Source organism: Phenylobacterium sp. (genome assembly GCF_013822795.1).
In the GTDB taxonomy this organism is placed as follows: domain Bacteria; phylum Pseudomonadota; class Alphaproteobacteria; order Caulobacterales; family Caulobacteraceae; genus Phenylobacterium.
Genome location: NZ_PNLB01000006.1, coordinates 159,307 through 182,040 on the forward strand (window position 1 = coordinate 159,307; position 22,734 = coordinate 182,040).

At 68.2% G+C, this 22,734-nt stretch carries 19 protein-coding genes; 9 read left to right on the forward strand and 10 right to left on the reverse strand.

From position 1 onward, the window contains the following. Positions 1-29: 29 nt before the first annotated feature. Genes C0481_RS07455 through C0481_RS07465 form a run of 3 tightly spaced genes read left to right on the forward strand, consistent with a single transcriptional unit; the run spans position 30 to position 2,802 of the window. The gene (locus C0481_RS07455) at positions 30-974 is read left to right on the forward strand and encodes a PfkB family carbohydrate kinase (RefSeq protein ID WP_293402216.1); all 945 of its coding nucleotides are present in this window, start codon (positions 30-32) and stop codon (positions 972-974) included. Beyond that, on the forward strand, positions 974-1,627 hold the full coding sequence (locus C0481_RS07460; RefSeq protein WP_293402218.1) for a class II aldolase/adducin family protein: 654 nt from the start codon (positions 974-976) through the stop codon (positions 1,625-1,627). Before C0481_RS07455 ends, C0481_RS07460 begins: the two co-directional genes overlap by 1 nt. Beyond that, positions 1,624-2,802, forward strand: a complete 1,179-nt coding sequence (locus tag C0481_RS07465) for an MFS transporter (protein WP_293402220.1) — start codon at positions 1,624-1,626, stop codon at positions 2,800-2,802. Before C0481_RS07460 ends, C0481_RS07465 begins: the two co-directional genes overlap by 4 nt. Here the strand turns inward: C0481_RS07465 and C0481_RS07470 are convergent. Both C0481_RS07470 and C0481_RS07475 read right to left on the reverse strand, forming a co-directional pair. Further along, positions 2,744-3,436 (reverse strand): TetR/AcrR family transcriptional regulator, encoded by a 693-nt coding sequence (locus C0481_RS07470; protein WP_293402222.1) that lies wholly within the window; start codon positions 3,434-3,436, stop codon positions 2,744-2,746. The two genes, C0481_RS07465 and C0481_RS07470, sit on opposite strands and share 59 nt — an antisense overlap. Positions 3,437-3,561: 125 nt before the next feature. After that, a complete protein-coding gene (locus C0481_RS07475) occupies positions 3,562-5,805 on the reverse strand; it encodes a TonB-dependent receptor (RefSeq protein ID WP_293402224.1) in 2,244 nt (747 codons plus the stop codon). Between the two features lie 235 nt (positions 5,806-6,040). Between C0481_RS07475 and C0481_RS07480 the strand changes: the two genes are divergently transcribed. Then, on the forward strand, positions 6,041-7,579 hold the full coding sequence (locus tag C0481_RS07480) for a N,N-dimethylformamidase beta subunit family domain-containing protein (protein ID WP_293402226.1): 1,539 nt from the start codon (positions 6,041-6,043) through the stop codon (positions 7,577-7,579). Here the strand turns inward: C0481_RS07480 and C0481_RS07485 are convergent. Next, complete coding sequence (locus C0481_RS07485; RefSeq protein WP_293402228.1) at positions 7,576-8,937, reverse strand: NAD(P)-binding domain-containing protein; 1,362 nt, start codon at positions 8,935-8,937, stop codon at positions 7,576-7,578. The two genes, C0481_RS07480 and C0481_RS07485, sit on opposite strands and share 4 nt — an antisense overlap. A 156-nt stretch (positions 8,938-9,093) precedes the next feature. On the opposite strand from C0481_RS07485, the gene C0481_RS07490 reads away from it, so the two are divergent. Then, the gene (locus tag C0481_RS07490; protein ID WP_293402230.1) at positions 9,094-10,662 is read left to right on the forward strand and encodes a PAS domain-containing sensor histidine kinase; all 1,569 of its coding nucleotides are present in this window, start codon (positions 9,094-9,096) and stop codon (positions 10,660-10,662) included. Here the strand turns inward: C0481_RS07490 and pip are convergent. The 7 genes from pip to C0481_RS07525 form a co-directional block, all read right to left on the reverse strand. Next, positions 10,659-11,738 (reverse strand): prolyl aminopeptidase, encoded by a 1,080-nt coding sequence (gene pip / locus C0481_RS07495; protein WP_293402232.1) that lies wholly within the window; start codon positions 11,736-11,738, stop codon positions 10,659-10,661. The two genes, C0481_RS07490 and pip, sit on opposite strands and share 4 nt — an antisense overlap. 75 nt (positions 11,739-11,813) lie before the next feature. After that, positions 11,814-13,373 (reverse strand): AMP-binding protein, encoded by a 1,560-nt coding sequence (locus C0481_RS07500; protein WP_293402234.1) that lies wholly within the window; start codon positions 13,371-13,373, stop codon positions 11,814-11,816. Continuing rightward, positions 13,370-14,038: a TetR/AcrR family transcriptional regulator gene (locus C0481_RS07505; RefSeq protein WP_293402236.1), complete on the reverse strand. Its 669-nt coding sequence runs from the start codon at positions 14,036-14,038 to the stop codon at positions 13,370-13,372. Before C0481_RS07505 ends, C0481_RS07500 begins: the two co-directional genes overlap by 4 nt. Positions 14,039-14,043: 5 nt before the next feature. Next, a complete protein-coding gene (locus tag C0481_RS07510) occupies positions 14,044-14,676 on the reverse strand; it encodes a glutathione S-transferase N-terminal domain-containing protein (RefSeq protein ID WP_293402238.1) in 633 nt (210 codons plus the stop codon). An 8-nt stretch (positions 14,677-14,684) separates the two neighbouring features. Then, entirely contained in the window at positions 14,685-16,160 is a 1,476-nt protein-coding gene (locus tag C0481_RS07515) for a bifunctional 3-(3-hydroxy-phenyl)propionate/3-hydroxycinnamic acid hydroxylase (protein ID WP_293402240.1), read from the reverse strand. Further along, the gene (locus tag C0481_RS07520) at positions 16,153-17,019 is read right to left on the reverse strand and encodes a fumarylacetoacetate hydrolase family protein (RefSeq protein WP_293402242.1); all 867 of its coding nucleotides are present in this window, start codon (positions 17,017-17,019) and stop codon (positions 16,153-16,155) included. The genes C0481_RS07515 and C0481_RS07520 overlap by 8 nt, the downstream gene beginning before the upstream one ends. 26 nt (positions 17,020-17,045) lie before the next feature. Continuing rightward, positions 17,046-17,969: a VOC family protein gene (locus C0481_RS07525; RefSeq protein ID WP_293402244.1), complete on the reverse strand. Its 924-nt coding sequence runs from the start codon at positions 17,967-17,969 to the stop codon at positions 17,046-17,048. Positions 17,970-18,242: 273 nt separating this feature from the next. On the opposite strand from C0481_RS07525, the gene C0481_RS07530 reads away from it, so the two are divergent. The 4 genes from C0481_RS07530 to C0481_RS07545 all read left to right on the forward strand — a co-directional run bounded on the left by C0481_RS07530 (position 18,243) and on the right by C0481_RS07545 (position 22,719). Beyond that, positions 18,243-18,893: a DUF4142 domain-containing protein gene (locus C0481_RS07530; protein WP_293402246.1), complete on the forward strand. Its 651-nt coding sequence runs from the start codon at positions 18,243-18,245 to the stop codon at positions 18,891-18,893. Between the two features lie 53 nt (positions 18,894-18,946). Further along, positions 18,947-19,909 carry a phosphate acetyltransferase gene (locus C0481_RS07535; protein WP_293402248.1) on the forward strand — a complete coding sequence of 321 codons (963 nt, stop codon included), beginning with the start codon at positions 18,947-18,949 and terminating at the stop codon, positions 19,907-19,909. An 8-nt stretch (positions 19,910-19,917) separates the two neighbouring features. Then, positions 19,918-21,108 carry an acetate/propionate family kinase gene (locus C0481_RS07540; protein ID WP_293402250.1) on the forward strand — a complete coding sequence of 397 codons (1,191 nt, stop codon included), beginning with the start codon at positions 19,918-19,920 and terminating at the stop codon, positions 21,106-21,108. A gap of 327 nt (positions 21,109-21,435) precedes the next feature. Next, positions 21,436-22,719: an MFS transporter gene (locus C0481_RS07545; RefSeq protein WP_293402252.1), complete on the forward strand. Its 1,284-nt coding sequence runs from the start codon at positions 21,436-21,438 to the stop codon at positions 22,717-22,719. Positions 22,720-22,734: the final 15 nt, after the last annotated feature.

Consider the following 22,734-nt stretch of genomic DNA (forward strand, 5'->3'; position numbering starts at 1 on the left):
TACTAATCAAGGCGTAGGGGAGAGAACCGATGAAGTCCGGACTGCTGACCATTGGACTGACGACGCTGGACGTCGTCGCGCGGCCGATCGACGGCCTGCCGAGCGGCGAGGGGACGACCCTCATCGAAGGCATCGCCTGCGCTCCGGCCGGGACCGCAGCAGGCGCGGCGATGGTCGCCGCGACGCTGGGCGTGCCGGTGAAGCTGGCCTCGGCGGTCGGCGGCGACCTGATCGGGCGCTTCGTGCGGATGGCGCTCGAAGAAGCCGGGGTCGACACCTCGCTGCTTGCGACCATGGCCGGCGCTCCAACCTCGACGACCGTTCTGGCCGTCGACTCGCAAGGCCGGCGCCCGAACTTCCACGCCCTGGGCGCGGGCATGTTCGCGACCGTCACCGACGAGGTCCTCGCCGCCGCTCAGGCGACGCGTTTCCTCCACTATGCTGGCGTTGGCGGGCCGAAACTGGACCGCGGCCCGGCCGCGGAGCTGCTGCGCGCGGCGCATGAAGCCGGCGCAATCATCACCTGCGACCTGATCTCGCCGCAGCCGTCGGCGCTGCAGGAGCTGGAGCGGCTTCTGCCCTATGTCGACTACTTCATGCCGAGCGCCGCCGAAGCGCTGGCGCTGACCGGGACCGAGGATCTGGACGCCGCGGCGGACGCTTTCCTCGCCCGTGGGGCCAAGGCCTGCATCATCAAGAACGGCGGGCAGGGGTCTTACATCGTGCTGCCGACCGGACGGTTTACGCTGCCGGCTCACAGGATCACGCCGATCGACACCACCAGTTGCGGCGATTCCTACTGCGCCGGCTTCATCGCCGCGCTGAACCGTGGCTGGGAGCCGCTAGAGGCCTGCCGGTTCGCGACCGCGACGGCGGCGCAGGTGGCGCAGGGCCTAGCGACCCTGGGCAAACTTGAGAATTTCGAAGCGACCGAGGCGGCGATGAACGCGGCGCGCACGGCGGAGAGCGCCTGATGGCTCAGAAGATGGACGAAGGCCAGCTACGCGAGCGCATGGCCTATGTGATGCGGGCGATGGACGCCCGCGGCCTCAATCGCGGGACCTCGGGCAACGTCTCGGCCCGCTTCGGCGAAGGCATGCTGGTGACCCCGAGCGGCGTGGTCCCCTCGCTGCTGAGCGCCGAGCAGATGGTCTATGTGGCGCCCGACGGATCAACGCCGGAGGGCAGCCTCAAGCCGTCCAGCGAATGGCAGATGCACTGGGGGCTGCTGAGCCGGCGGCCTGACGCCAACGCCGTCGTCCATTGCCACTCGCGGCATGCGACGATCCTGGCCTGCGCCGGGCTGGAGATCCCGCCGATGCACTACATGGTCGCGGTCGGCGGCGGCTCCAGCGTGCCCGTCGCGCCGTATGCGACCTTCGGGTCGGCCGAACTGGCCCAGTCCGTGGTCGAGGCCCTTGACGGGCGCGCTGCGGCGCTGATGGCCAACCACGGGCAGATCGTCGTCGCCCGCAACCTCGACGCCGCCCTGGCCATCGCCGAGGAAGTCGAAGAGCAGTCGGCGGTCTACTGGGGCACGCTGGCGATCGGCGGCCCCAAGCTGCTCGACAAGCAGGAGATGGACACCATTCTCCAGCGCTTCAAATCCTACGGCCAGAAGTCGTGACCGCGGCCCTCAGCGTGGCGGGCGCTCCCGCCGCCAGCCGCCGGGACGTCACGATCGCGCTGACCATTGGCGTCGTCGCCCTGCTGATCGCGGGCCTGCAGCCTGTGGTGCTGGGCGGCCTTGAATCGGAAGGCCGGCTGACCGCCTCGCAGATCGGGCTCGCCGCCACCGTCGAACTGCTGGCGCTGGGCCTGACCTGCGGCCTGGCCGCCGCGTTCCTCAAGCCGGACCGGGTTCGGTTGAAGCTGGCCCTGGCCTGTGTGGCCCATGCCGGCGCGATGTTCGGCACCTGCTTCGTCACCGGCGCAGGCGTGATCGCCATGCGCGGCGCCGCCGGGGTGTTTGCGGGCCTGATGCTTTGGGCCGCGATCAGCACCATCACCCGCGCCCAGCGTCCCGAGCATCTGTCGGGCGTGTTCGTGACCGTCCAGACCCTGGCGCAGCTGGTCCTGGCCGCGGCATTGCCGGCGACGGTCGTGCCCTGGCTCGGCATCAACGGCGCGCTGGAAGCGCTGGGCGTCATCTCGCTACTGACCGCCATCGCCGCCCTGGCCGGAGCCGACAGCTACTCGCCGCTGCCCAAAGCGGAGAAGGGCTCCGGCGGCATCGGCCTGCGCCCGCTGCTTGGCTTGGCGGCCTGCTTCCTGTTCATGGCTTTCATCGTCGCGCTCTGGGTCTATCTGGAGCCGCTGGCCGAGCTCTCCGGCATGTCGGCCCAACAGGCCGGCCTGGCGGTGGCGGTGGCGCTCGGCATGCAGGTGGCCGGCGGAGCAGCGGCGACGCTGGCGGCGCGGCGCTGGCAGCGGCCGGGGATCGTCCTGCTGGCGGTCGGCGCGTTGAACGGCGGCATCCTCGCCATCCTGTTCGGCGCGCCGCAGGCGGCGCTGTTCATGGGCGCCGTAGCCGTGTTCGGCTTCCTCTGGCTGTTCGCCCTACCGTTCCAAACCCTATTGCTGATCCAGCTCGACCCAACCCGGCGAGCAGCCATGCAGCTCGGCACCGCCCAGCTGCTGGGCAGCAGCTTCGGCCCGCTGGTCGCCTCGTTCGTGGTGAGCAACGACGAGGTGAGGGGCGCCATCGGCCTGTCGGCCGTGCTTCTCGTGCTCGCCCTGGCGGCTATCGCTCTGCTGACGGCGTCCCGGCCCGCTTCCGCAGCTGGTGATAGTACAGGCTGACCATCCAGCTGACCTCCTCGGCGACCTTGTCGTCGTCGAGGCTGGGGTCTTCAATGATCATCTCAACCGCGGCGTAGGTCATCTGCTCGGAGAGCCGCATGGCGGTCCGCAGATGATCGTCGCTGACGTTCGGATAGGCCTGGCGCAGCACCTCGAACATGCGGTCGAGGACGGTGTTGCGCGAGGCGGTGCGGACCTCCTGGAAGGCCGGGACCGCGCGGATGGCGCGCAGGATCCAAAGGCCGCCGGGTTGGCTGCGAGTTATCTCGATCTGCCGCTTCTGCAGCCGCAGGTTCTTCGCGACCGCTTCCTCGAGCGAGCTGGCGATCGCGCCGCCCTCGTCGAGCCATTCGAAGACCGCCTCATCCTGCGCCTCCATCAGGCGGCGGGCCAGCTCCGAGACGAGCGCGTACTTGTTCGGGAAATAGCGATAGAGCGCCGGCGGGGTCAGCCCCGCTCGCTCGCAGACGAGATTGGTGGTCAGCCGCTCGAACCCGACCTCGGCCAGCACCTCGCCGGCGGTGGCCAGCACGACTTCATAGGTGTTCTTGCCGCGCGGCCGCGAGGGCAGGGACTTGGCGTCGAGCGAGGGAGCCGCGCCTGCGGCGGCTGAAGCGGGTGCGCGTTTCGCCATTTGATTCCAGGTTCTCGCCGGATCGACGATCGCAAATTGTATAGCAGGGCCGGGACGCCCGGCGAAAGCATGGCTAAGCCCCGGCGCATAGAAACGCCGGGGCCGCTAGAGCTTAGTCTTAGACCTTAGTAGTGGTAGCGCAGGAACACGCCCAGGCTGCGCGGCCTGTTGTAGGTCAGCAGGTCCTGGCCGAGGCTGTCGATGTTGGAGATCGACACGAAGTAGTCCTCGTTGAAGACGTTGCGGGCGAACACCCCGGCCTCGATCGAGGTGTCGGGCGAACGCCAGCTGGCCTGAGCCCCGGCGATCCAGACGCCGTCCTGCGACAGCCGCTCGGCGTTGGAATTGTCGAAGTAGATCTTCGACGAGTAGGCCGCGTCGGCGCTGGTCACGATCGAAGCGCCCGAGGCCAGCGGGAAGCTGTAGTTGACCGCGGCGTTGAAGGTCACCTTCGGCGACTGCGGCAGGCGGTTGTCGGTGAAGTCGTCGCCGTCGGACTCGTACTCGCCGTACTTGGCGTTCAGCAGCGACAGGCCGGCGGTGATCGAGAGGTTCTCGGTCGGACGCGCGGTCAGGTCGGCCTCGGCGCCGTAGACCTTGGAGCTGGCGGCGTTGTCGAGCACCAGGACCGTCAGGCCGTTGCGCACGGCTTGGGCGAACACCTGCTGGTTCTGGTAGTCGTAATAGAAAGCCGACATGTTCAGGCGCACGCGGCGGTCGAACAGCTCGGACTTCACGCCGACCTCGTAGGCGTCGAGGATTTCGTTGTCGTAGGGCTCGAGCTCTTCCGGCGTGGTCGCCAGGCCGCCGAAGAAGCCGCCCGCCTTATAGCCGCGGCTGTAGGTGGCGTAGACGTTGACGTCGTCATTGACCTCGTAGCGCAGGCCCAGGCGACCCGACCAGTCGGAGAAGGTCTTGCTCTGCTTGGACTCGAGCAGAATGATCGACCCCTCGGCGGTGCTGCGATAGTCGAAGTCCTTGTCGTCGGCCGACCAGCGCAGGCCGACCGTGGCGGTCAGGCGATCGTTCAGCGAGTAGTCAGCCTGGCCGAAGATCGCATAGCCCTTGGTCTTCTGGGTGTAGGGCGTGCCGAACACCGCGACGCTGTTTTCCAGGCTGGCGCCGGTCGGGTTGTCCGGGGTGACGAACAGCGGACGCAGGTCGCGCAGGATGTCCTGCTGCGTCGCATTCTTGATGGTCTCGTCCATGTAGTAGAGGCCCGCGACCCACTTCAGGCGCGCGGCCGGGTCGTTGGACTGCAGGCGCAGTTCCTGGGTGAACTGCTGCGAGCGCGACAGGTAGTTGATCTCGATCATCTGCAGCGGGCTGGAGTCGGTGTTCTCCAGGGCGTTGCGATGCGCCCACTGATATGCGGTGACGGAGACCAGCGAGACCGGGCCGAGGTCCCAGTTGGCTTCCAGCGAGGAGCCGAACAGGTCGACCTTGTCCTTGCCTTCGAGGTTGTAGTCGCCGGCGTAGCGGTCGTTGTCGGTGTCGGCATAGCCGAGCAGGTCGGTGCACTGGCCGCTGGAGTAGAGCGCCGGGGCGCAGAAACCGGTCGGGCCGACGGCCTCCGGCGTCGCCGGGAAGAGGGCGCGGTGCTGCGGGGCGGTGGCGTCGCCGCGGTTCACGAAGCGGTTCACCTGCGCCAGGACCTCGAAGTCCTCGCTCGGGGTGAACAGCAGCTGGGCGCGGCCGGCCCAATAGTCGGTGGCGTTGACGTCGTTGCCGGTGACGCGGTTGTAGGTGAAGCCGTCGTCGGCGACGTACTGGCCGGCGACGCGGAAGGCGAGCTTGTCCTGCACGATCGGGCCGCCGACCGCGGCGGTCAGGTTGACCGCGTTATAGGTGGCGTATTCAGCCGCCACGTCGGCGGTGAAGGTCTGGGTCGGGCGCTTGGTGGTGACGTTGATCGCCCCGCCGTTGGTGTTGCGGCCGTAGAGCGTGCCTTGCGGGCCGCGCAGCACCTCGACCTGGGCCAGGTCGAAGAAACCGGCCATCTGGGCTAGCGGCGAGCCGATGTAGACGCCGTCGACATAGACGCCGACGCCGCTCGACGAGTTCGGGTTGAAGTCGCTGAGGCCAACGCCGCGGATGAAGATCTTCGGGTTGGCTGCGGCGTCGCCGCTGCTGACCCGCAGGCCGGGCGCGAGATTGTTCAGCGCCACGACGTTGTTGACGCCCTGGTTGGCCAGCGCCTGGCCGGTGATGGCGGTCAGGGCGACCGGCACGTCCTGGAGGTTCTCGGACCGCTTTTGCGCGGTGACGACGATCTCTTCGACCATCGCGGTGCTGTCCTGCGCGTGCGCCGCGCCCGCCGAGAGCGCCGCCAGGGCGCAGCCCATCAACCAGAGCGTCTTCATATTCATCCCCGTAATCTTCTTGTCGCAACTGCGATGCGCGCCCTTGAGATAGCAAAAGCTATCATAGCGCAAGAGGGGGTCTGCGACGGGAGCGCAAGTGGGCGGCGGTGCGTGTTCTGGCGGCGACAGCAGCTCAAACCGCGTGCATCAAAGGCCAAGGGAAATTGCGGGTTGGCGAACGCCTTGGCCCCCTGCAATAATAAAAACTATCACAACATCGTGGCCACTGGGAGGGTGTCATATGCTGGGTTGCTACACTGATCGTCTGAGCGTGCGGCCTCTCGAACGCTTCACCCTGCTGGCGAGCGCGCAAGGCCCGAGCCGGCTGCAGATCACCAGGATCGGTGGAACCGACGATGTGGTCCTGACGCAGGACGGCGTGGCGACCGAGTTGCAACCCGTGCCGGAAAACGTCGACCGCGACGGCTGCGGCTGGCGGCCGACCCTGGAGATCGAGGTCGGGGCTGATTGGCGCTCGGGCTACTATGACATCAAGCTGACCGACGCGGCCGGGGCCGAGACGCACCACTTCGTCTGCGTGAAGCCGCCGCTTGGCGAGCCGAAGTCACGAGCCGCCTTGGTCCTGGCGACCAACACCTATCACGCCTACAACTGGTGGGGCGGGGCCAACGCCTATTCCAACGTCACCGGGCTGATGAGCGGTCAGGTCCCGTTCGATCAGGCGATGGACCAGGCGATCGGCGTGCTGTCGACCGAGCGGCCGTTCGCGCCGCTGATCGCCGCTGCGCCGGCTGACGCCCCGCGACTGGTCAATTCCCGCAAGCGCGGCTTCCAGGAACGCCCCTGGGCCAGCGAGCCGGCCTGGATGAAGGAGCACCGCGCCTCGCCCTATGACGGGTCCGCTGGCTTCCTGCACAAATGGGAACATGCGTTCGTGCAGTGGGCCGAGCGCGAGGGCTACGTCTTCGACGTCTTCACCGACTACGATCTGGAGGCTGAACCGGACCTGCTGAAGGACTATGCCTCGGCCTTCTTCGTCGGCCACAGCGAGTACTGGTCCGGCGGCCAGCGGGCGCAGGTCGAGCGCTTCGTCGACGCTGGCGGCAAGGTCGGCATCCTGTCGGGCAACACCTGCTTCTGGAAGGTGCGCTGGGAGAACGACGGCAAGACCCTGATCTGCCACAAGTGGCGCGGCTTCGAGGCCGAGGATGTGCCGGCCAAGGACGCCACGCATCTGTGGTCACACGCCGCCTTCGAGCAGCCCGAAGCGGCGCTGACCGGCCTGAGCTTCGTGTTCGCCGGCTATCACCGCCTGGGCATGTGCGTCTCACGCGGGCAGGGCGGCTTCACGATCTACGACGACAAGCACTGGGCGCTGGAAGGCTCGGACCTGTTCTACGGCGACATCCTGGGCGGCGACCTGCCGCTGATCGGCTACGAGAGCGACGGCTGCAAGTTCGAGTTCGGCCAGGACGGATTGCCCAAGGCGATCCCCAGCGTCGGCGTCCCGGCCAATCTCGAGATCATCGGCATCGCGCCGTGCGCCTTCGGCGAGGAGGCCGGCCGCGGCTACAACCCGATCATCCCGCCCGAGAAGCTGGACGTGATCGCGAACGTGGTGTTCGGGAACGCTAGCCCCGAGGCCCAGGCCGCTGTGCTGCGCGGGCATGCGGTGCTGGCCAGCTTCAAACGCGGCGAGGGCGAGGTGTTCAACACCGGAACGACCGAATGGGCGCATGGCCTGAAGGCGCAGGACCCGTTCGTGGCGACCATCACCCACAACGTCCTGCGCCGGTTCGGCGTGACGCGGACCGCCTAGGCCGCGACGCCGGCCCGGGCGGGGATCGGCGGCGCGTAGCCGGCGGCCTTGGCGCGGGCCTCGCCGCGGACGATCTCCTTCAGCAGGTCGGCGACATAGACGCCGAAGTCGACCTGGATGGTGTGGCGCTTGGACCGGTAGTACTGGCCCAGATGCGCCTCCTCGTCGCGCGTGGTGGTCTCGGCCATCTCGGCCGGCGAGGGCGGCAGGTAGCGACCGGCCAGATAGGCCGCGGCCAGCTTGGCCTGCTGCTCGGCGAAGTTGACCAGCGTCGGCAGCGGCTGGGCCAGGCCCATATAGAAGAGGTTGGGCACGGCCGGGTTCATCATCCGCTTGAACAGCGGCAGCCGATGATCGGCGTCCGGAACCAGGGCCGGATCATCGAAGAACGGGAAGCGCATGTCGTAGCCGGTGGCGAAGATGATCGCGTCGACGTCCTCGACACTGCCGTCGGCGAAGCGGACCTGGTCGCCCTCGAGCCGCTCGATCGCCGGCTTGAACTTCACGTCGCCGCAGCCGGCGCGGGTCAGGAACTCGCCCGACACCGACGGATGAGCCTCCAGCGGCTCGTGGTCGGGCTTGGGCAGGCCATAGTCCTCCATCTTGCCGATCGACTTCTTGATGGCTGCGCGGGCCAGCGACAGGCCGAGCTTGCGCGGCATCCAGGAGGGCATGGCCGATTTGTCGGCCGGTCGGCCGTTCATGTACTTGGGCAGCACCCAGACGCCGCGGCGGGCCGAGACCCAGAGGTTCTTGGCGATCGGCCGCTGGGCGAGCTCGGAGGCGATGTCCATCGCCGAATTGCCCATGCCGACCACGACGATGTTCTTGCCGCGCATGTCGACTGGGTCGAACGGGTCGCGATAGGCGTGGCTATGGAAGGCCGCGCCGTTGAACTCGCCGTCATAGTCGGGGACGCGCGGGCTCCAGTGGTGGCCGTTGCAGACGAACAGCACGTCGTAGAGCCGGGTCTCGCCGGTCGACAGCCGCACCTCCCACAGGCCGTCGTCGGTGCGGCGGGCCTTCTCGACCGCAGTGTTGAAGGTGATGGTCTCGCGCAGGCCGAAGTGGTCGACGTAGTCCTTGAAGTACTGGAACAGCTGGGCGTGGTGCGGGAAGTCGGGCCAGTCGGCGGGGACCGGAAAATCTTCGAACGCCAGCCGCCACTTCGAGGTGTCGATGTGCAGGCTTTCGTAGCAGGCCGAGAGCCCGTTCGGATTGCGGTAGTACCAGTTGCCGCCGATGTCGTCCGACAGCTCGAAGCAGTCGTAGGGAATGCCGTGATCCTTCAGCCGCTTGGCGGTCGTGAAGCCCGAGCAGCCGGCGCCGATGATGCAGGCCTTTGGCGACTGAGCCACGGCGTCCTCCCTTGCATGACGTTGATTGGTCGGGAAGCTAGCGCCGGAGCGGCGCCGGCGCCTAGATTCACGTGGGGGAACCCGATGCGACGGCGGTCATTAGCCCTATCAAAGGGCGAGCGCCGGAGTTGCGGCGTTCGGGCGTAGGGGGAACAGGTGGGGCATTCAGTCGAGACGCCGCGGGCCGTGGACGAGCGGGTCTACGAGCGGCTGATCCAGTCAGTCGTCGACTATGCGATCTATATGCTTGATCTGGACGGCCGGGTGGTCAGCTGGAACGCCGGCGCCGAGAAGATCAAGGGCTATGCCGCCGCCGAGATCATCGGCGACAATTTCGCCCGCTTCTACACGCCGGAGGATCGCGCCGCGGGCGCGCCGCAGAACGCCCTGCGGGTCGCCGGGGCCGAGGGGCGCTTCGCCGCCGAAGGCTGGCGCCTGCGCAAGGACGGCACGCGCTTTTGGGCCATGGTGGTCATCGACCCGGTGCGCGCCGACGGCGAACTGATCGGCTTCGCCAAGATCACCCGCGACATGACCGAGCTACGCGAAGCCCAGCTGGAGCTGGAACGCTCGCGCCAGGCGCTGTTCCAGGCCCAGAAGATGGAGGCGGTCGGCCAGTTGACTGGCGGCTTGGCCCACGACTTCAACAACCTGCTGACCGGCGTGACCGGCAGTCTCGACCTGATGCGGCGGCGGCTGGACCAGGGCCGGATCAACGAGCTGGAGCGCTACATCACCGCCGCGCAGGGCGCGACCGCGCGGGCCGCGGCGCTGACCCACCGGTTGCTGGCCTTCTCGCGGCGCCAGCCCCTGCAGCCGAAGGCGGTCGACGCCAACAAGCTGGTGGCGGGCATGGAGGAGCTGGTTCGCCGCACGGTCGGACCAGGCGTCGTCGTGCAGACCGAGCTCAGCGCCGAGCTCTGGCCCTGCTACTGCGACCCCAACCAGCTCGAGAACGCGATCCTCAACCTCTGCATCAACGGCCGGGACGCGATGGGCGAGGGCGGCCGGCTGATCATCGAGACGCTTAACGCCCTGATCGACGAGGCGGCGGGCGCCGATCGCGACATGCCTCCGGGGGAGTACGTGACGGTCGCCGTCAGCGACACCGGGCGCGGCATCAGCCCCGAGCTGCTGACACGGGTGTGCGAACCGTTCTTCACCACCAAGCCGGCCGGGAAGGGCACCGGGCTCGGCCTGTCGATGATCTACGGCTTCGCCAAGCAGTCCGGCGGACAAATCCGCATCTATTCCGAGGTCGGGGAAGGGACATCCGTCCGTATCTACCTGCCGCGCCATCAGGGCGATGCGCTGGCCGAGCAGCCGATCGGCCGGGCGGCAAGCCCGCCGGCCGGGCGCGGCGAGACGGTGCTGATCGTCGACGACGAGCCGACCATCCGCATGCTGGTCAGCGACACTCTGGCCGAGCTCGGTTACCAGGCCATCGAGGCGGCTGACGCGGCGACCGGGCTGAAGTTGCTGGAATCGGACGTGGTCATCGACCTGCTGATCACCGATGTCGGCCTGCCCGGCGGCATGAACGGCAAGCAGATGGCCGACGCCGCGCGTCTGCGACGACCGGAGCTGAAGGTGATGTTCATCACCGGCTACACCGAGAACGCGGCGATCTCCAACGGCCGGCTGGAGCGCGGCATGCACGTGCTGAGCAAGCCGTTCCCGATGGAGAAGCTGGCCACCCGCATCCGCGCGATCATCGAGGGCTAGAGCCGCGGCAGGCCGTCCATGATCGCGGTCAGCGCCATGGCGGTCTGGCGCTCCATGGCGCTGTGACCGGCGTTGGTCATGATGAAGGTCGCTGGCGGCGCGCCGAGCTCGGTGAGGGTCGCGGCCAGGCGCGAGGCCTGGGGCAGGGGACAGACCTGGTCGAACCGGCCGTGGACGATGTGGATCGGGACGCCGGCCAGCGCCGCGGCGTGGCGCACGATGTAGTCGGGCTCGAGGAACAGGTCATTGGCGAAGAAGTGCGCCTCGATCTGCGCGAAGCTGAGCGCGAAGTCCGGCTCGCCGAACTTTCCGGAGTCGGCGTTGTCGGGGATCATGTTCGAGATCGTGCCTTCCCAGACCGACCAGGCCACGGCGGCCTGCAGCTGCCGCTCGCGCTCGGCCTCAGACTGCGGGATCATGTCGAAGATAGCCTTGTAGGCGCCCATGATGTCGCCGCGGTCGGCGGGTGGGATGACCTCGACAAAGGCCTTCCATTCCTCGGGATAGGTCACGTAGGCGCCCGGCTCGGTCAGCGCGAACGGCGTCTCGGCGAACACCGCCGCATTGCCCTGGTACATGTAGAGCAGGTCCTCGCGGGTGCCGAGGAAGATGCCGCGCAGGACCAGCGAGGCGACGTTCTGCGGATGGCGGATGGCGTAGACCAGCGCCAGGGTGCTGCCCCAGCTGCCGCCGAACACGTGCATCTTGCCGTCGATCGCCAGCGCCGTGCGCAGGGCGTTGATGTCGTCGACCAGATGGTCGGTCGTATTGTCGGACAGCGCGATCTTCGGCCCGGCCGAGGCGACAGTCGGCACGCTCTTCCCGCAGCCGCGCTGATCGAACAGGATCACCCGATAGCGATCCGGATTGAAGAACCGCGACATCACAGGGGCGCACGCGCCGCCCGGGCCGCCATGCAGGAACATCACCGGCTCGCCGTCCGGGTTCCCGTACTCTTCCCAATAGAGCTTGTGCCCGGGCGACACCGCCAGCAGGCCCGAGCGGTTCGCCTGAGCCTGGGGGTAGGACCACTGGTCAGTGATCTTGCTCGTCGCCTGCAGTTTCGAGAAGTCCACGGGCCTGCTCCGATTACGTCGCGTTCGCCGGGGCTTGGACCCGGACGGGGGCCGTGGTCAACCCACCAGGCCTTTTCAGCTGTCGACGAGCAGCGCCCGCAACTCGGCCTTGGCGACCTTCTCCAGCGTCGATCGCGGCAGGCTCTCCACCAGCCGGATCTCGTGCGGCTGCTTGAAGCTGGCGAGCGCCTGGGCGCAGGCGGCGAGGATCCGGGCCTCAAGCCCAGGTTCCGCCCCGGCGGCGGGGATCACGAACGCCACCGGCGCCTCGTCGAGCATCGGATGGCGCTTGGCGACGACGGCGACCTCTGCGACGCCGGGGACGGCGGCGATCACGCGCTCGATCTCTGAGGCCGCGACGTTCTCGCCGCCGACCTTCAGCATGTCCTTCGAGCGGTCGGCGAAGTAGAGGAAGCCGTCCAGCCCCAGCCGCACGCGGTCGCCGGTGATGAACAAGCCATCCTCGCGGAAGGCCGCCGCGGTCGCCGCGGGATCGCCGGCGTACTCCTTGAATAGCGACAAGCCGCGCTGACCGCCGACGAACAGGTCGCCGGTCTCGCCGGGCGCCACGGGCTGTCCGTCATCGTCCAGGACGTGAATGTCGTAGCCGGGGGCAGGCCGGCCCATCGACATCGGCGCGTCCGGTTGCCGGGCCGAGCCGACCGTGCCGTGGGCGATGGTCTCGGTCATGCCCCACCAGCCGATGGTCTTGACCCCGAAATGCTTGTCCCAGGCCGGCTCGCAGATCGCATTGCCCCAGAACCGGTAGCTGTGCGACGGCGGCAACGGCTGGGCCGCCAGCGCCTTGACGCAGAACGGCACCACAGACGTCCAGGTCGCCCCGTGCTTCAGCGACGCCGGCCAGAACCGCGAGGCCGAGAACCGCGGCATCAGCACCACATGGGCTCCGGCCCACAACGAGGCCAGCACCGAATAAGCCTGGGCGTTGGTGTGGAAGAGCGGCAGGTGGGTTAGGTGGACGTCGTCCGGCCTCAGGTCCTCGTTCTGCGCGCAGGACTTGGCGCCCCACAGAGCATTGCCGTGGGTCCAGAGCACCGCCTTCGGCCGCGCCGTGGTCCCCGAGGTGTACTGGATGGCGAAATCCGCCCAGGGATCATGCGGCCGCTCGCTGAGTGAGCCCGGGTCGGCGTCGATCGCCGCGAAGGGTTCGAAGCCCGAAGGGGCCTCGGCCGGGGCGCCGTTGTCGGTCTCGGTGACGACGCGCCAGCCAAGCCCCGGCGCCGCCCCGGCGACCAGGGCGGCGAACCGCGGCTGAGTGATCGCGCCGACCGCGCCGCTGTGCTCGGCGAAGTAAGCGATCTCGTCGGCGCTGGACTTGGCGTTGGTGGTCACCGCAACCGCGCCGGCATAGGCGCAGCCCAGCCAGGCGATCACCGACTCCGGGCAGTTGTCGAGATGGACCAGCACCCGGTCGTCAGGCCGCACGCCGCGCGCCTGCAAACCGGCCGCGAACCGGCGCAGGGCCTCGGCGAAAGCGTCGTAGGTCCAGCTACGAGGCTCGCCCTCGAAGGGCTCCCAGCTCAGCCAGGGCCGGCCGGCCTGCATGCGCGCCTGGTTGTCGACCAGGGTGCGGATGTCCATGCCCGCGAAGGGCGAGATCGGACGCGGGCTCAATGGGCCGCTCCCTTGGCTGGCGGCGCGTCCTGGAACGCGCCCTGGCGAACGATTTCGTCGGCGGCCTGCGCGGCTATGGCTTCGGGTTCCGCGCCGGGCACGCCCAGGCCGCGCAGCAGCAGCGTGCCCATCTGCTGGGCCAGGCTGACGGCGAACGGCGCCGTCGGCTCCTGGGTCACGCGGATCAGCGCCAGCTGGGCAATGCCGAGCACGAACAGCACGCCAGATTCCGTCGTCGCCACCGCGAAGCGACCCTGGGCCAGGCCGTCGGCGATGTCGTCGACCAGCCCCTTGTTCAGCGGCGTGGAGATCGAGGTGTGCCCGCTGTGCATGCGCACCAGCACCCCCGCCCGCTCTGGATCATCAACCGCATAGCGCAGGTAGACGCAAACCGCTCGGGCCATGCGCTTGGCGGGATCGGCGACCCCGGCGTTGGCGCGGGTCACCGCGCGCTCGACCTCGGCGCGGATCTCGGCGGTGATCTCGCGGACCAGCGCGTCGCGGTCGGGGAAGTGGTTGTAGAAGCTGCCTTTGGAGACCTCGGCAGCCTGGACGATGTCGTCGATCGCCACCGCGTCCACCGGATGCTCGCAGAACAGCCGCCGTCCGGCCGCCACCAGCGCCGCCCGCGTCTGCTGCGCCCGCTCGATCCGCTTGCCGCTCACCGCCCCTAGCCCTCCGCCATCAGCTTCATCTCCTCGCCGAGTATGGCGGCGAGCGCCGGGCGGGCCAGCATCCTTTGCTGAAACGCATCGAGGTTCGGCAGCGGCGGCAGCTTGCCGGCCACCGCCGGGGCTCCGCGCCACAGCAGAAACACCAGCAGATAGAGGTCGCAAAGGCTGAAGTCGCCCAGCAGATAATCCTGCTCGGCCAGATGTGCGTCGACCTCCTGCAGCGCCGCCCCGACCCGCGCCACATGCACGGCCCGGACAGCCGTAGGATCGCAGCCCTCGAACGCCTCGGCCCGCAAGGCGCCGGTATAGGCCGCATGCACCGTGCTCGACAGGAACGAGAGCCACGCCTGGGCTTGAGCCCGCGCAAAGGACCCCGCCGGCGGCAGCAGCCCGGCCTGCGGGGCCAGGTCAGCGATGAACGGCAAGATCGCGGTCGACTCGGTGATCACGCCGTCGTCGGTCTGCAGGGCCGGAACCTTGCCGCGCGGATTGATCTGCAGGTAGGCCTCGGCGCGGTTTTCGCCGCGGGCGGTGCGGACGACGGCGACCTCGTGGGTCAGGCCGGCCTCAGCCAGGGCGAAGCGGCTGGCGAGCGAGCAGGCCATGGGCGCGTGGTGCAGACGTAGCATGAAGACTCCTAGACGGGACGCAGCGCGCGACGATACGCGGCCGCCAACGCGGCCGGCTCGCCGGCCCCGAAAACATAGCGATCAGGCCTGACCAGTACGGCCGAGGCGCCGTGACGGTCCAGCCAGGCGTCGATGTCCTGGGCGAACGGCGCAAGGCGGGGATCCGAAAGCGCGATAGCGAAGTCGGCCGCCTCCGGACAAGGCTCGCGGGCGATCAGCCACGGCCCCTCGCCGATAGCGTCGTCCAGCCTGCCGGCCTGGGCGCAAACCGGCTGCGGGAACAGCGCGCCAGCGCCTGACGCGCCGGTCATGACCGCGGCGCTGGCCAGCGCCGCGGGCGCGGCCGGGGGCAGGGGAGCGACGCCCGCAGCGCGCTGGGCCAGCATCCCCGCGTCCCGCTGGGCCGCCAGTTCCGGGTCTTGGGTGCAGACCACCCGGCCCATGCCGATGGCCAACTCGATATAGGTCCGCACGTGCGGTTCGCGTTCGGCCTGATAGGTGTCGAGCAGGGCGTCGTCCGCCTCGCCGCGCAGCACGACGCGAAGCTTCCAGGCGAGGTTGGCCGCATCGCGCAGCCCCGAACACATGCCCTGACCGGCGAAGGGCGGCATCTGGTGGGCGGAGTCGCCGGCCAGCAGCACGCGCCCTGCGCGCCAGTCCTTGGCGACTAGGCCGTGGAAGCGATAGACGGCCTTGCGCTCGAGGCGCACCGGCCCGCAGTCCCAGGCCTCGATCAACGGCGTGATGAAGCCGTCGTCCAGCACCTGCTCGGCGGTTTCGCCCGGCAGCAGCATGAATTCCCAGCGGTGCCGGCCCGGCCCCATCAGCACGCAGGTGGTCGGGCGGGCCGGATCGCAGATCTGCAGGTTCACGTCGGGCAGCCGCGCGCCCGGCTCGACGACCGCGTCGATCACCAGCCAGGGTTCGTCGAAGCGATAATCGTCGAGCGCCCCGCCGATCGCCTCGCGCACCGCGCTGGAGGCGCCGTCGCAGCCGACCAGGTAGCGGGCGCGGATCTGCGTCTCGCCGTCGGGCCCGGCGAACGTCGCCGTCACGCCGTCGGCGTACTGCTCCAAACGTACGAAGCGATGGGCCAGGCGCATCTGGGCCAACGGATCAGCCTCCAGCCGCTCGCGCAGCGCGTTCTCGACCGCCGGCTGGTGGAACATGTAGCCGGCCGCCCAGCCGCACGGGGCCAGTTGCGGCAGGTCGATCCGCATCAGCACCTGACCGTCGGCCGCCCGAAACTCGTAGGCCGGCGCCGCCTGGGCGTTGCGCCCGACCTCCTCGGCGATCCCGACCTGCTGGAACAGCCGCATGATCTCGTGATCGAAGTGCGCGGCGCGGGGCAGCGGGTAGACGGCCGTGTCCTTGTCCAGGGCGATGGCGCTGACGCCGCTGCGGGCCAGCAGCAGCGCAAGCATCGCCCCGACCGGCCCCAGCCCGACCACCAGGACATCGCAGTCGAAGCCCTCGTCAGCCACGGTCGGGCTCCGGCGCACAGGGGTTCTCGATGGCGCCAAGCTGGTCGATCTCGATGCGCACCACGTCGCCGGCCTTGAGGAACTGCATCGGCTTCATCGCTGCGCCGATGCCGCCGGGCGTGCCGGTGAAGATCAGGTCGCCGGGCTCCAGGGTCATGGCCTGCGACAGGTGTTCGATCTGATCCCAGACATTGAACACCAGATGCTGGGTGTTGGAGTTCTGCCGCGTCTCGCCGTTGACCTGGCAGCGGATGCCGAGCGCATGCGGATCGGCGACCTCGTCGGCCGTGGTGATCCACGGGCCGAACGGAGCGTGGGTGTCGAAGGACTTGCCGATCACCCATTGCGGGGTGCGGTGCTGCCAGGCGCGCTCAGTGGCGTCGTTGCCGACGCAGTAGCCGAACACTGCCTGAGCTGCGTTCGCCTTGGCGATGTGGCGGCCGCCGGCGCCGATCACCGCCACCATCTCGGCCTCGTAGTCGAGCGCTTGGGAGACCTTCGGCACGTCGATCGGATCGAAGGGGCCGTTGGCTGCCGTCGGGGCCTTGGAGAACCAGACCTGATGCTCGGGCGTGCCCAGATTGCTCTCGGCGATGTGGTCGGCGTAGTTCAGGCCGATGGCCATGATCTTGCCCGGGCGCCGGATCGGGGCCAGCAGGCGGACCTGGTCCAGGGGCACGGCGCCGGCCGCCGCCGCCTCGATGGCGCGGACCTCCCGCTCCACCTGCGGCCAGGCCGCGATCAGGCCGATCATGTCGGCCGGCAGGCCAGGCGCCGCGCGGTTAAGCGGCATGATGCGGTCGCCGGCGACAACGCCGAGTTCCGGCGCCCCGCCGGCCTGGAAGGTCGCGAGCTTCATGCAAGGTTCTCCGTAAAATCTGCCGCTCAGCCCATGGTGGGCGGCGCGGCCGGGCCCCACTGGACCCCCATCAGGTCGGTGAGGCCGGCGACGTTTGAGCCGTCGTCGGCGGTGAAAAGGTCGCCGTCCGTCCAGTGCTCGAGCGTGTGCCCCCAGGGGTCGCGCCAGTAGTCGAAGATCTGGCTGCCCAGGATGTGGCGGCCGACGCCCCACTCGGCGTGGCGGCCAGCGTCCTTCAGCTGCTGGTGGCCAGCCATCAGGTCGTCGAAGTCGGCGACCTCGAAGGCGGCGTGGTTGAAGCCCGGGCCCGAGGGCGCCTGGATCAGGAACAGCGTGTGGTGATCGGTCGGCGCCGCGCCGCGGTCGCAGCGTAGGAAGGCCCCGACCGAGAATTCCGGCGTCAGCGCGATCTCGTCGGAGGTGATGAAGCCGAAGCGCTCCTTGTACCAACGCTCCACGGCGCGGAAGTCCGACACGTTCAGCACGCAATGGCCCAGGCGCACGACATGCGCTGGTCCCCCCGCCACGCGCTTGGTCTGGCGCAGGCGACTGCGGGCCGCGGCGGTGTTCCAGGCCTCGCGTTCGGGGAGGGGGAGCGCAGAGGCGGGCGCCTGCCCGGCCACCACCTCGACCAGGCGACCATCGGGGTCGGTCAGCCGAACCACATGGCCGCCGCCGGGCGCGTCGAGCGGCTCCACCCGCGCGCCCTCAGCGGCGGCCAGGTCCTGCAGATCCTCGATCGACGCCGCCCGCAGTCCCAGCCCGGCGAAGCCCGGATCCCCAAGCTCCGTCACGTGCAAAAACGGACTGTCGCCGCTACCGCGGGCGTACAAGCGCCCGCCGTGCTCGGCCGTCGCCAACCCGAAATCCTCAAGAAAGGCCCGCATCTGGGTCAGATCAGGGGCCCGGAAACGGACGAAGGCGATGTCGTCAATCTTGATCGTGCTCATGTCGCGCCATTCGGTGACTATTTGGTCAGTTAATGCCGTCTCGTGAATCCTGACAAGCCCGATTTCGTCGACTGATCCAAAAAATTAGGTGACGACTTGGTCATCTCGCCCAGGCGAACGCTTGTCGGGTTCACCAGAACGCGGTGCGCACCGCCCGGAGGAAACACCAGGGGCCTAGAAACAAACTCCACCGCGCCTTCGGGTTTACCCTGCTACCGCTAGGCCGACCTTGCTGCGACTCTTCACGGGCTTAGTCCTGAGGGAGACGCGACTATGAAGCGTGCGACATTTCTCGCGGCCGCTGCCGTTTCTGCGCTTGCGCTGAGCGCCTGCCAGAAAAAGGAGTCCGCTCAGGACGCAGCCGTTCCGGTGGCCCCCACGGCCACGACGACCCCGTCGACACCCGCCGTTGCGGAAGCTACGGCCCCGGTCAGCGTCGAGGAGATCACCCCCATCGAACCGCTGATCGTGACGGCCCCCGCCACCCCGGGCACGCCAAGCACGGCAACGCTCCTCTGGGGCGTGACTTTGACGAATATGTACGAGGTCGAAGCCGGCAAAATCGCCGAAACGAAGGCCCAGTCTCCCGCGGTGAAGGCATTCGCGAAGACGATGGTCACTGACCACCCCGCAATGACTCAACAGATGGTGCAGCTCTTCAAGGCTTCGAACGAGAAGATCCCGACTGCGCTTGGCCCACGCGGCAAAAGCATGATCGACGCCCTGAACGCCGCCCGCCCTGAGGACTTCGACAAACTCTACCTTCAACAGCAGCGGGCCGCGCAGAAGGCGGAACTATCCCTCCTGCAGGACTATGCCCGCGACGGCGAAAATTCTGAGGTCAAGCCAGTGGCGGCAAAGGCGGCTGTCTCGGTTCAGGCCCACCTCGACAAGGTAGGCGAGTTGCAGGCCGCAGCGAAATAGCCGGATCGCCGTGCTGGCGTCCCTGGACGCCAAGCTCCCCGGGAGGAGTCGCCATGTCCGATCTCGCTGGGTTCGATCCGGCTGGTCACGAGAAATTCCAGCTCCTGGTGAAGAAGGCGCAAGCCCTGCCGTCCGCGACGACGGCCATCGCGCATCCCTGCGACCAGGCCTCGCTCGAAAGCGCGGTGGAGGCGGCCAAACTGGCGCTGATTTCTCCGATCCTGGTCGGGCCCCAAAATCGGATCAGGGAAGCGGCGGCGCGCGCGGGCCTCGACATCTCGCCCTTCGAGATCGTCGACGCCGCCCACAGTCATGATTCCGCGGCCAAAGCGGTGGAGTTGGTGAGGGCAGGGCGCGCCGAAGCCCTGATGAAAGGCAGCCTGCACACGGACGAGGTGATGGGCGCCGTCGTCGCCCGAGACACCGGACTGCGGACCGGGCGGCGCATCAGCCACTCTTTCATCATGGACGTGCCCGGCCACCCGCATCCGCTGATCATTACCGACGCGGCGGTGCTCATCGCGCCGACGCTCGAGGACAAGATCGACGTGGTCCAGAACGCCATCGACTTAGCCCGCGCCATGGGCGTGACTGACGTCCGCGTGGCGATCCTGAGCGCCATGGAGACGGTCAATCCGAAGGTGCCCTCGACGATCGAAGCGGCGGCGCTCTGCAAGATGGCCGATCGGGGCCAGATCACGGGGGCGGTCCTGGACGGCCCCTTGGCGCTCGACAACGCCATCAGCCCTGAGGCGGCGGCGGTGAAGGGGATTGTCTCGCCCGTGGCGGGGCGGGCGAACGTCCTGGTCGTCCCCGATCTTGAGGCCGGGAACATGCTGGCCAAGAGCCTGTCCTTCCTGGCAGGCGCAGACGCCGCCGGAATCGTCATGGGCGCGCGAGTGCCGATCATCCTGACCAGCCGCGCCGATGCGCTGCTGACGCGCCTGGCCTCGTGCGCAGTTGCGCTCCTGGTGGCGGCCTCGCGGCGTGCGGACGCGGCGGCGGCGATTGTTTGAGGCGGGCCATGACCGGATACGTGGCAGTCCTCAACGCCGGCTCATCGAGCATCAAGTTCGCCCTCTATGAGGGCGAAGAGCTGCGCTTCCGTGGCCGCGTCGAGCAAATCGGCGTCTCGCCGCGACTGAGGATCGCCGACGCCGCGGGGGCGGCCGTTGTTGAAGAGACCTGGCCCGCTGAAGGCGTGGATCATGGCGTGGCCACCGAGCGCCTGTTGGCGGCAGCGATCGCGCTGATCGACGGGCGTCCTGTGTCAGGAGTGGGCCATCGCGTCGTCCACGGTGGGGTGAAGTATGCTGCGCCGGTGAGAGTGGACGCGCAGGTGATCTCAGACCTCACCGAACTGTCGTCGCTCGCGCCGCTGCATCAGCCGCACAACCTTGCGCCCATCGAGGCGATCGCCGCAGCAGCGCCGCACATTCCCCAGGTCGCCTGCTTCGACACCGCCTTTCATCGCGGTCAGCCGCACCTGGCGCAGCTGTTCGGTCTGCCCCGGGAGATCACCGAGGCTGGAGTCCGTCGATACGGTTTCCACGGCTTGTCCTACGAATACGTCGCCTCCCGGCTTGGCGATCTGGCGCCGGAGCTTGCCGGCGGGCGGGTGGTGATTGCGCACCTTGGCAACGGGGCCAGCGCCTGCGCCGTCCGCGAGGGCCGCAGCATCGCCAGCACGATGGGCTTCACTGCAGTCGACGGGTTGATGATGGGCACCCGCAGCGGGAACCTGGATCCCGGCGTGCTGATCTGGCTGATGGACGTTCGCGGTATGGACGCCCGGCAGATCGAGGATCTGGTCTACCGACGCTCAGGGCTCTTGGGGGTGTCGGGCGTCTCCTCCGATATGCAAGCGCTGAAGGCGTCCAAGGCGCCGGAGGCCGCGGAGGCCATCGCGCTCTTTTGCTATCGCCTCGTGCGGGAGGTGGGATCGCTGGCCGCGGCCCTGGGCGGGATCGACGGGCTTATCTTCACCGGTGGAATTGGCGAGAACGACGCCGATGTCCGAGCGCAAGTCGCCGAGGGCTGTCGCTGGCTGGGCGTGGAGCTTGACGCCGGACGGAACGCCGCTGGAACGGGGCTGATCAGCACCGACGCTTCGGTCACATCTGTGTGGGTCGTCCCAACGGACGAGGAGCGGATGGTCGCCCGCCACACGATGAGCGTGTTGGGCCTTGCCACACCCCCCTCGCATATCCGCTAAGGGGATATTGGTATTGCACCTGATTTTAGCTCAACGGTCAAGGTGATATAGCCGTTAGTGCTGATGATAACATGCGAATGGCCAAGTCGATAGCAAGGGGAATCCTGATGGACACGAGTAGTGTTCTGGGTGGCTCTGCGTTTTCAACCGTATTATATCTTTCGATGTCGGCCATAGGATCTGATCCTCAGGCGTTCACGATGCAAACCACATTGGCCGTCGCGATCACAGCCGTGGCGCTCGCTCTCAAGGAGATGGGCTCCAGGTACGCCGAGACCCCACAAGGCGGTCTCGCGGTCTCGGCTGCCCTCTGCTGAGGCCCGGGAGGTGAACGAGGTCCCGGACCAGAAGGGTAGGGGCGCTCTTCGAGCCGTCACGATCGCCTGGCTGATCACCTCGATCTACTACTTCTATCAGTACGTACTGCGGTCCGCGCCGGCGGTGATGATGCCGCAACTCACCGAAGCCTTCGGCGTCACCGCCGTTGGCCTGACCTCGTTGCTGGGACTTTTCTATTTTGGCTATGCGCCGTTCAGCCTGGTGGCCGGCGTGGCGATGGACCAGCTCGGTCCGCGCCGGGCTGTCCCAATGGGAGCGGCCGTCATCGGCGTCGGGGCCCTTCTGTTCGCCACCGGTGATCCAACGCTGGCCAGCATCGGGCGCTTCCTGCAGGGGGCGGGAGGCGTCTTCGCGCTGATCGGCGCGGCCTACCTGGCCACCACCAACTTCCCAGCGTCGATGGCCGCGACCCTGATCGGCGTGACCCAGATGTTCGGCATGGCCGGCGGCTCGGCCGGGCAGTTCCTCGTCGGGCCGGCCATTGGCGGCGGCCTGCCTTGGAACCAGTTCTGGCTGTTCATGGGCGTGGCCGGCATCGTGATCGCCGGATTGCTGTTGGTCTCCTTGCCGCGCCCGCCGCCCAGAGCCCCTGCCAAGGGCGGCACGACGGCGGCGCTGCGCGAAGCGGTCGTGGCGATCGGCGTGGTGTTCCGCAATCCGCAATCCATCCTCTGCGGCCTGATCGCGGGCCTGATCTTCATTCCGACCACCATCTTCGACATGCTCTGGGGCGTACGGTTTCTCCAGGAAGCTCACGACATGCCCTACGGCCTGGCGGTCATGCGCTCGGCGTCGGTTCCGTTCGGCTGGATCATCGGTTGCCCGTTGTTCGGGATGGTTTCGGACCGGCTGGGGCGCCGCAAGCCGGTGATCATCTTCGGGGCGTCCGGGCTTCTGCTCTGCCTGCTGCTGATCCTCTATGGTCCGCCAGACCTCTTGCCGCCCTACAGCCTTGGCCTCGTGGCCGGCATCGCATCCGGCGTCGCCATGCTGCCATACACCGTGATCAAGGAGGCCAACCGCCCCGAGCACAGCGGTACGGCGACCGGCGTCGTGAATTTCATCAACTTCTCCTTCTCCGCTCTGCTGGGGCCCGTGTTCAGCGGCTTGCTGACCCGCGTCAGCGCGGGCGGGGAGCGGGAGCTGGTCCACTACCAGGCGGCCTTCCAGCCTCTGATCTATGGGGTCGCGCTGGCGATACTGCTGACCCTCTGTCTGCGCGAGACAGGCCGCGCCGCGCAGACCGCCCAGGCCAGTCCGAGCACGAGATAGCCCATGGAGGACAGG

Bases quoted from the DNA above. Each gene is read 5' to 3' on its own strand.
- C0481_RS07455 (WP_293402216.1), top strand. From the start codon at position 30: ATGAAGTCCGGACTGCTGACCATTGGACTGACGACGCTGGACGTCGTC.
- C0481_RS07480 (WP_293402226.1), top strand. From the start codon at position 6,041: ATGCTGGGTTGCTACACTGATCGTCTGAGCGTGCGGCCTCTCGAACGC.
- C0481_RS07510 (WP_293402238.1), bottom strand. From the start codon at position 14,676: ATGCTACGTCTGCACCACGCGCCCATGGCCTGCTCGCTCGCCAGCCGC.
- C0481_RS07470 (WP_293402222.1), bottom strand. From the start codon at position 3,436: ATGGCGAAACGCGCACCCGCTTCAGCCGCCGCAGGCGCGGCTCCCTCG.
- C0481_RS07540 (WP_293402250.1), top strand. From the start codon at position 19,918: ATGACCGGATACGTGGCAGTCCTCAACGCCGGCTCATCGAGCATCAAG.
- C0481_RS07525 (WP_293402244.1), bottom strand. From the start codon at position 17,969: ATGAGCACGATCAAGATTGACGACATCGCCTTCGTCCGTTTCCGGGCC.
- C0481_RS07520 (WP_293402242.1), bottom strand. From the start codon at position 17,019: ATGAAGCTCGCGACCTTCCAGGCCGGCGGGGCGCCGGAACTCGGCGTT.
- C0481_RS07535 (WP_293402248.1), top strand. From the start codon at position 18,947: ATGTCCGATCTCGCTGGGTTCGATCCGGCTGGTCACGAGAAATTCCAG.
- C0481_RS07530 (WP_293402246.1), top strand. From the start codon at position 18,243: ATGAAGCGTGCGACATTTCTCGCGGCCGCTGCCGTTTCTGCGCTTGCG.
- C0481_RS07475 (WP_293402224.1), bottom strand. From the start codon at position 5,805: ATGAATATGAAGACGCTCTGGTTGATGGGCTGCGCCCTGGCGGCGCTC.
- C0481_RS07460 (WP_293402218.1), top strand. From the start codon at position 974: ATGGCTCAGAAGATGGACGAAGGCCAGCTACGCGAGCGCATGGCCTAT.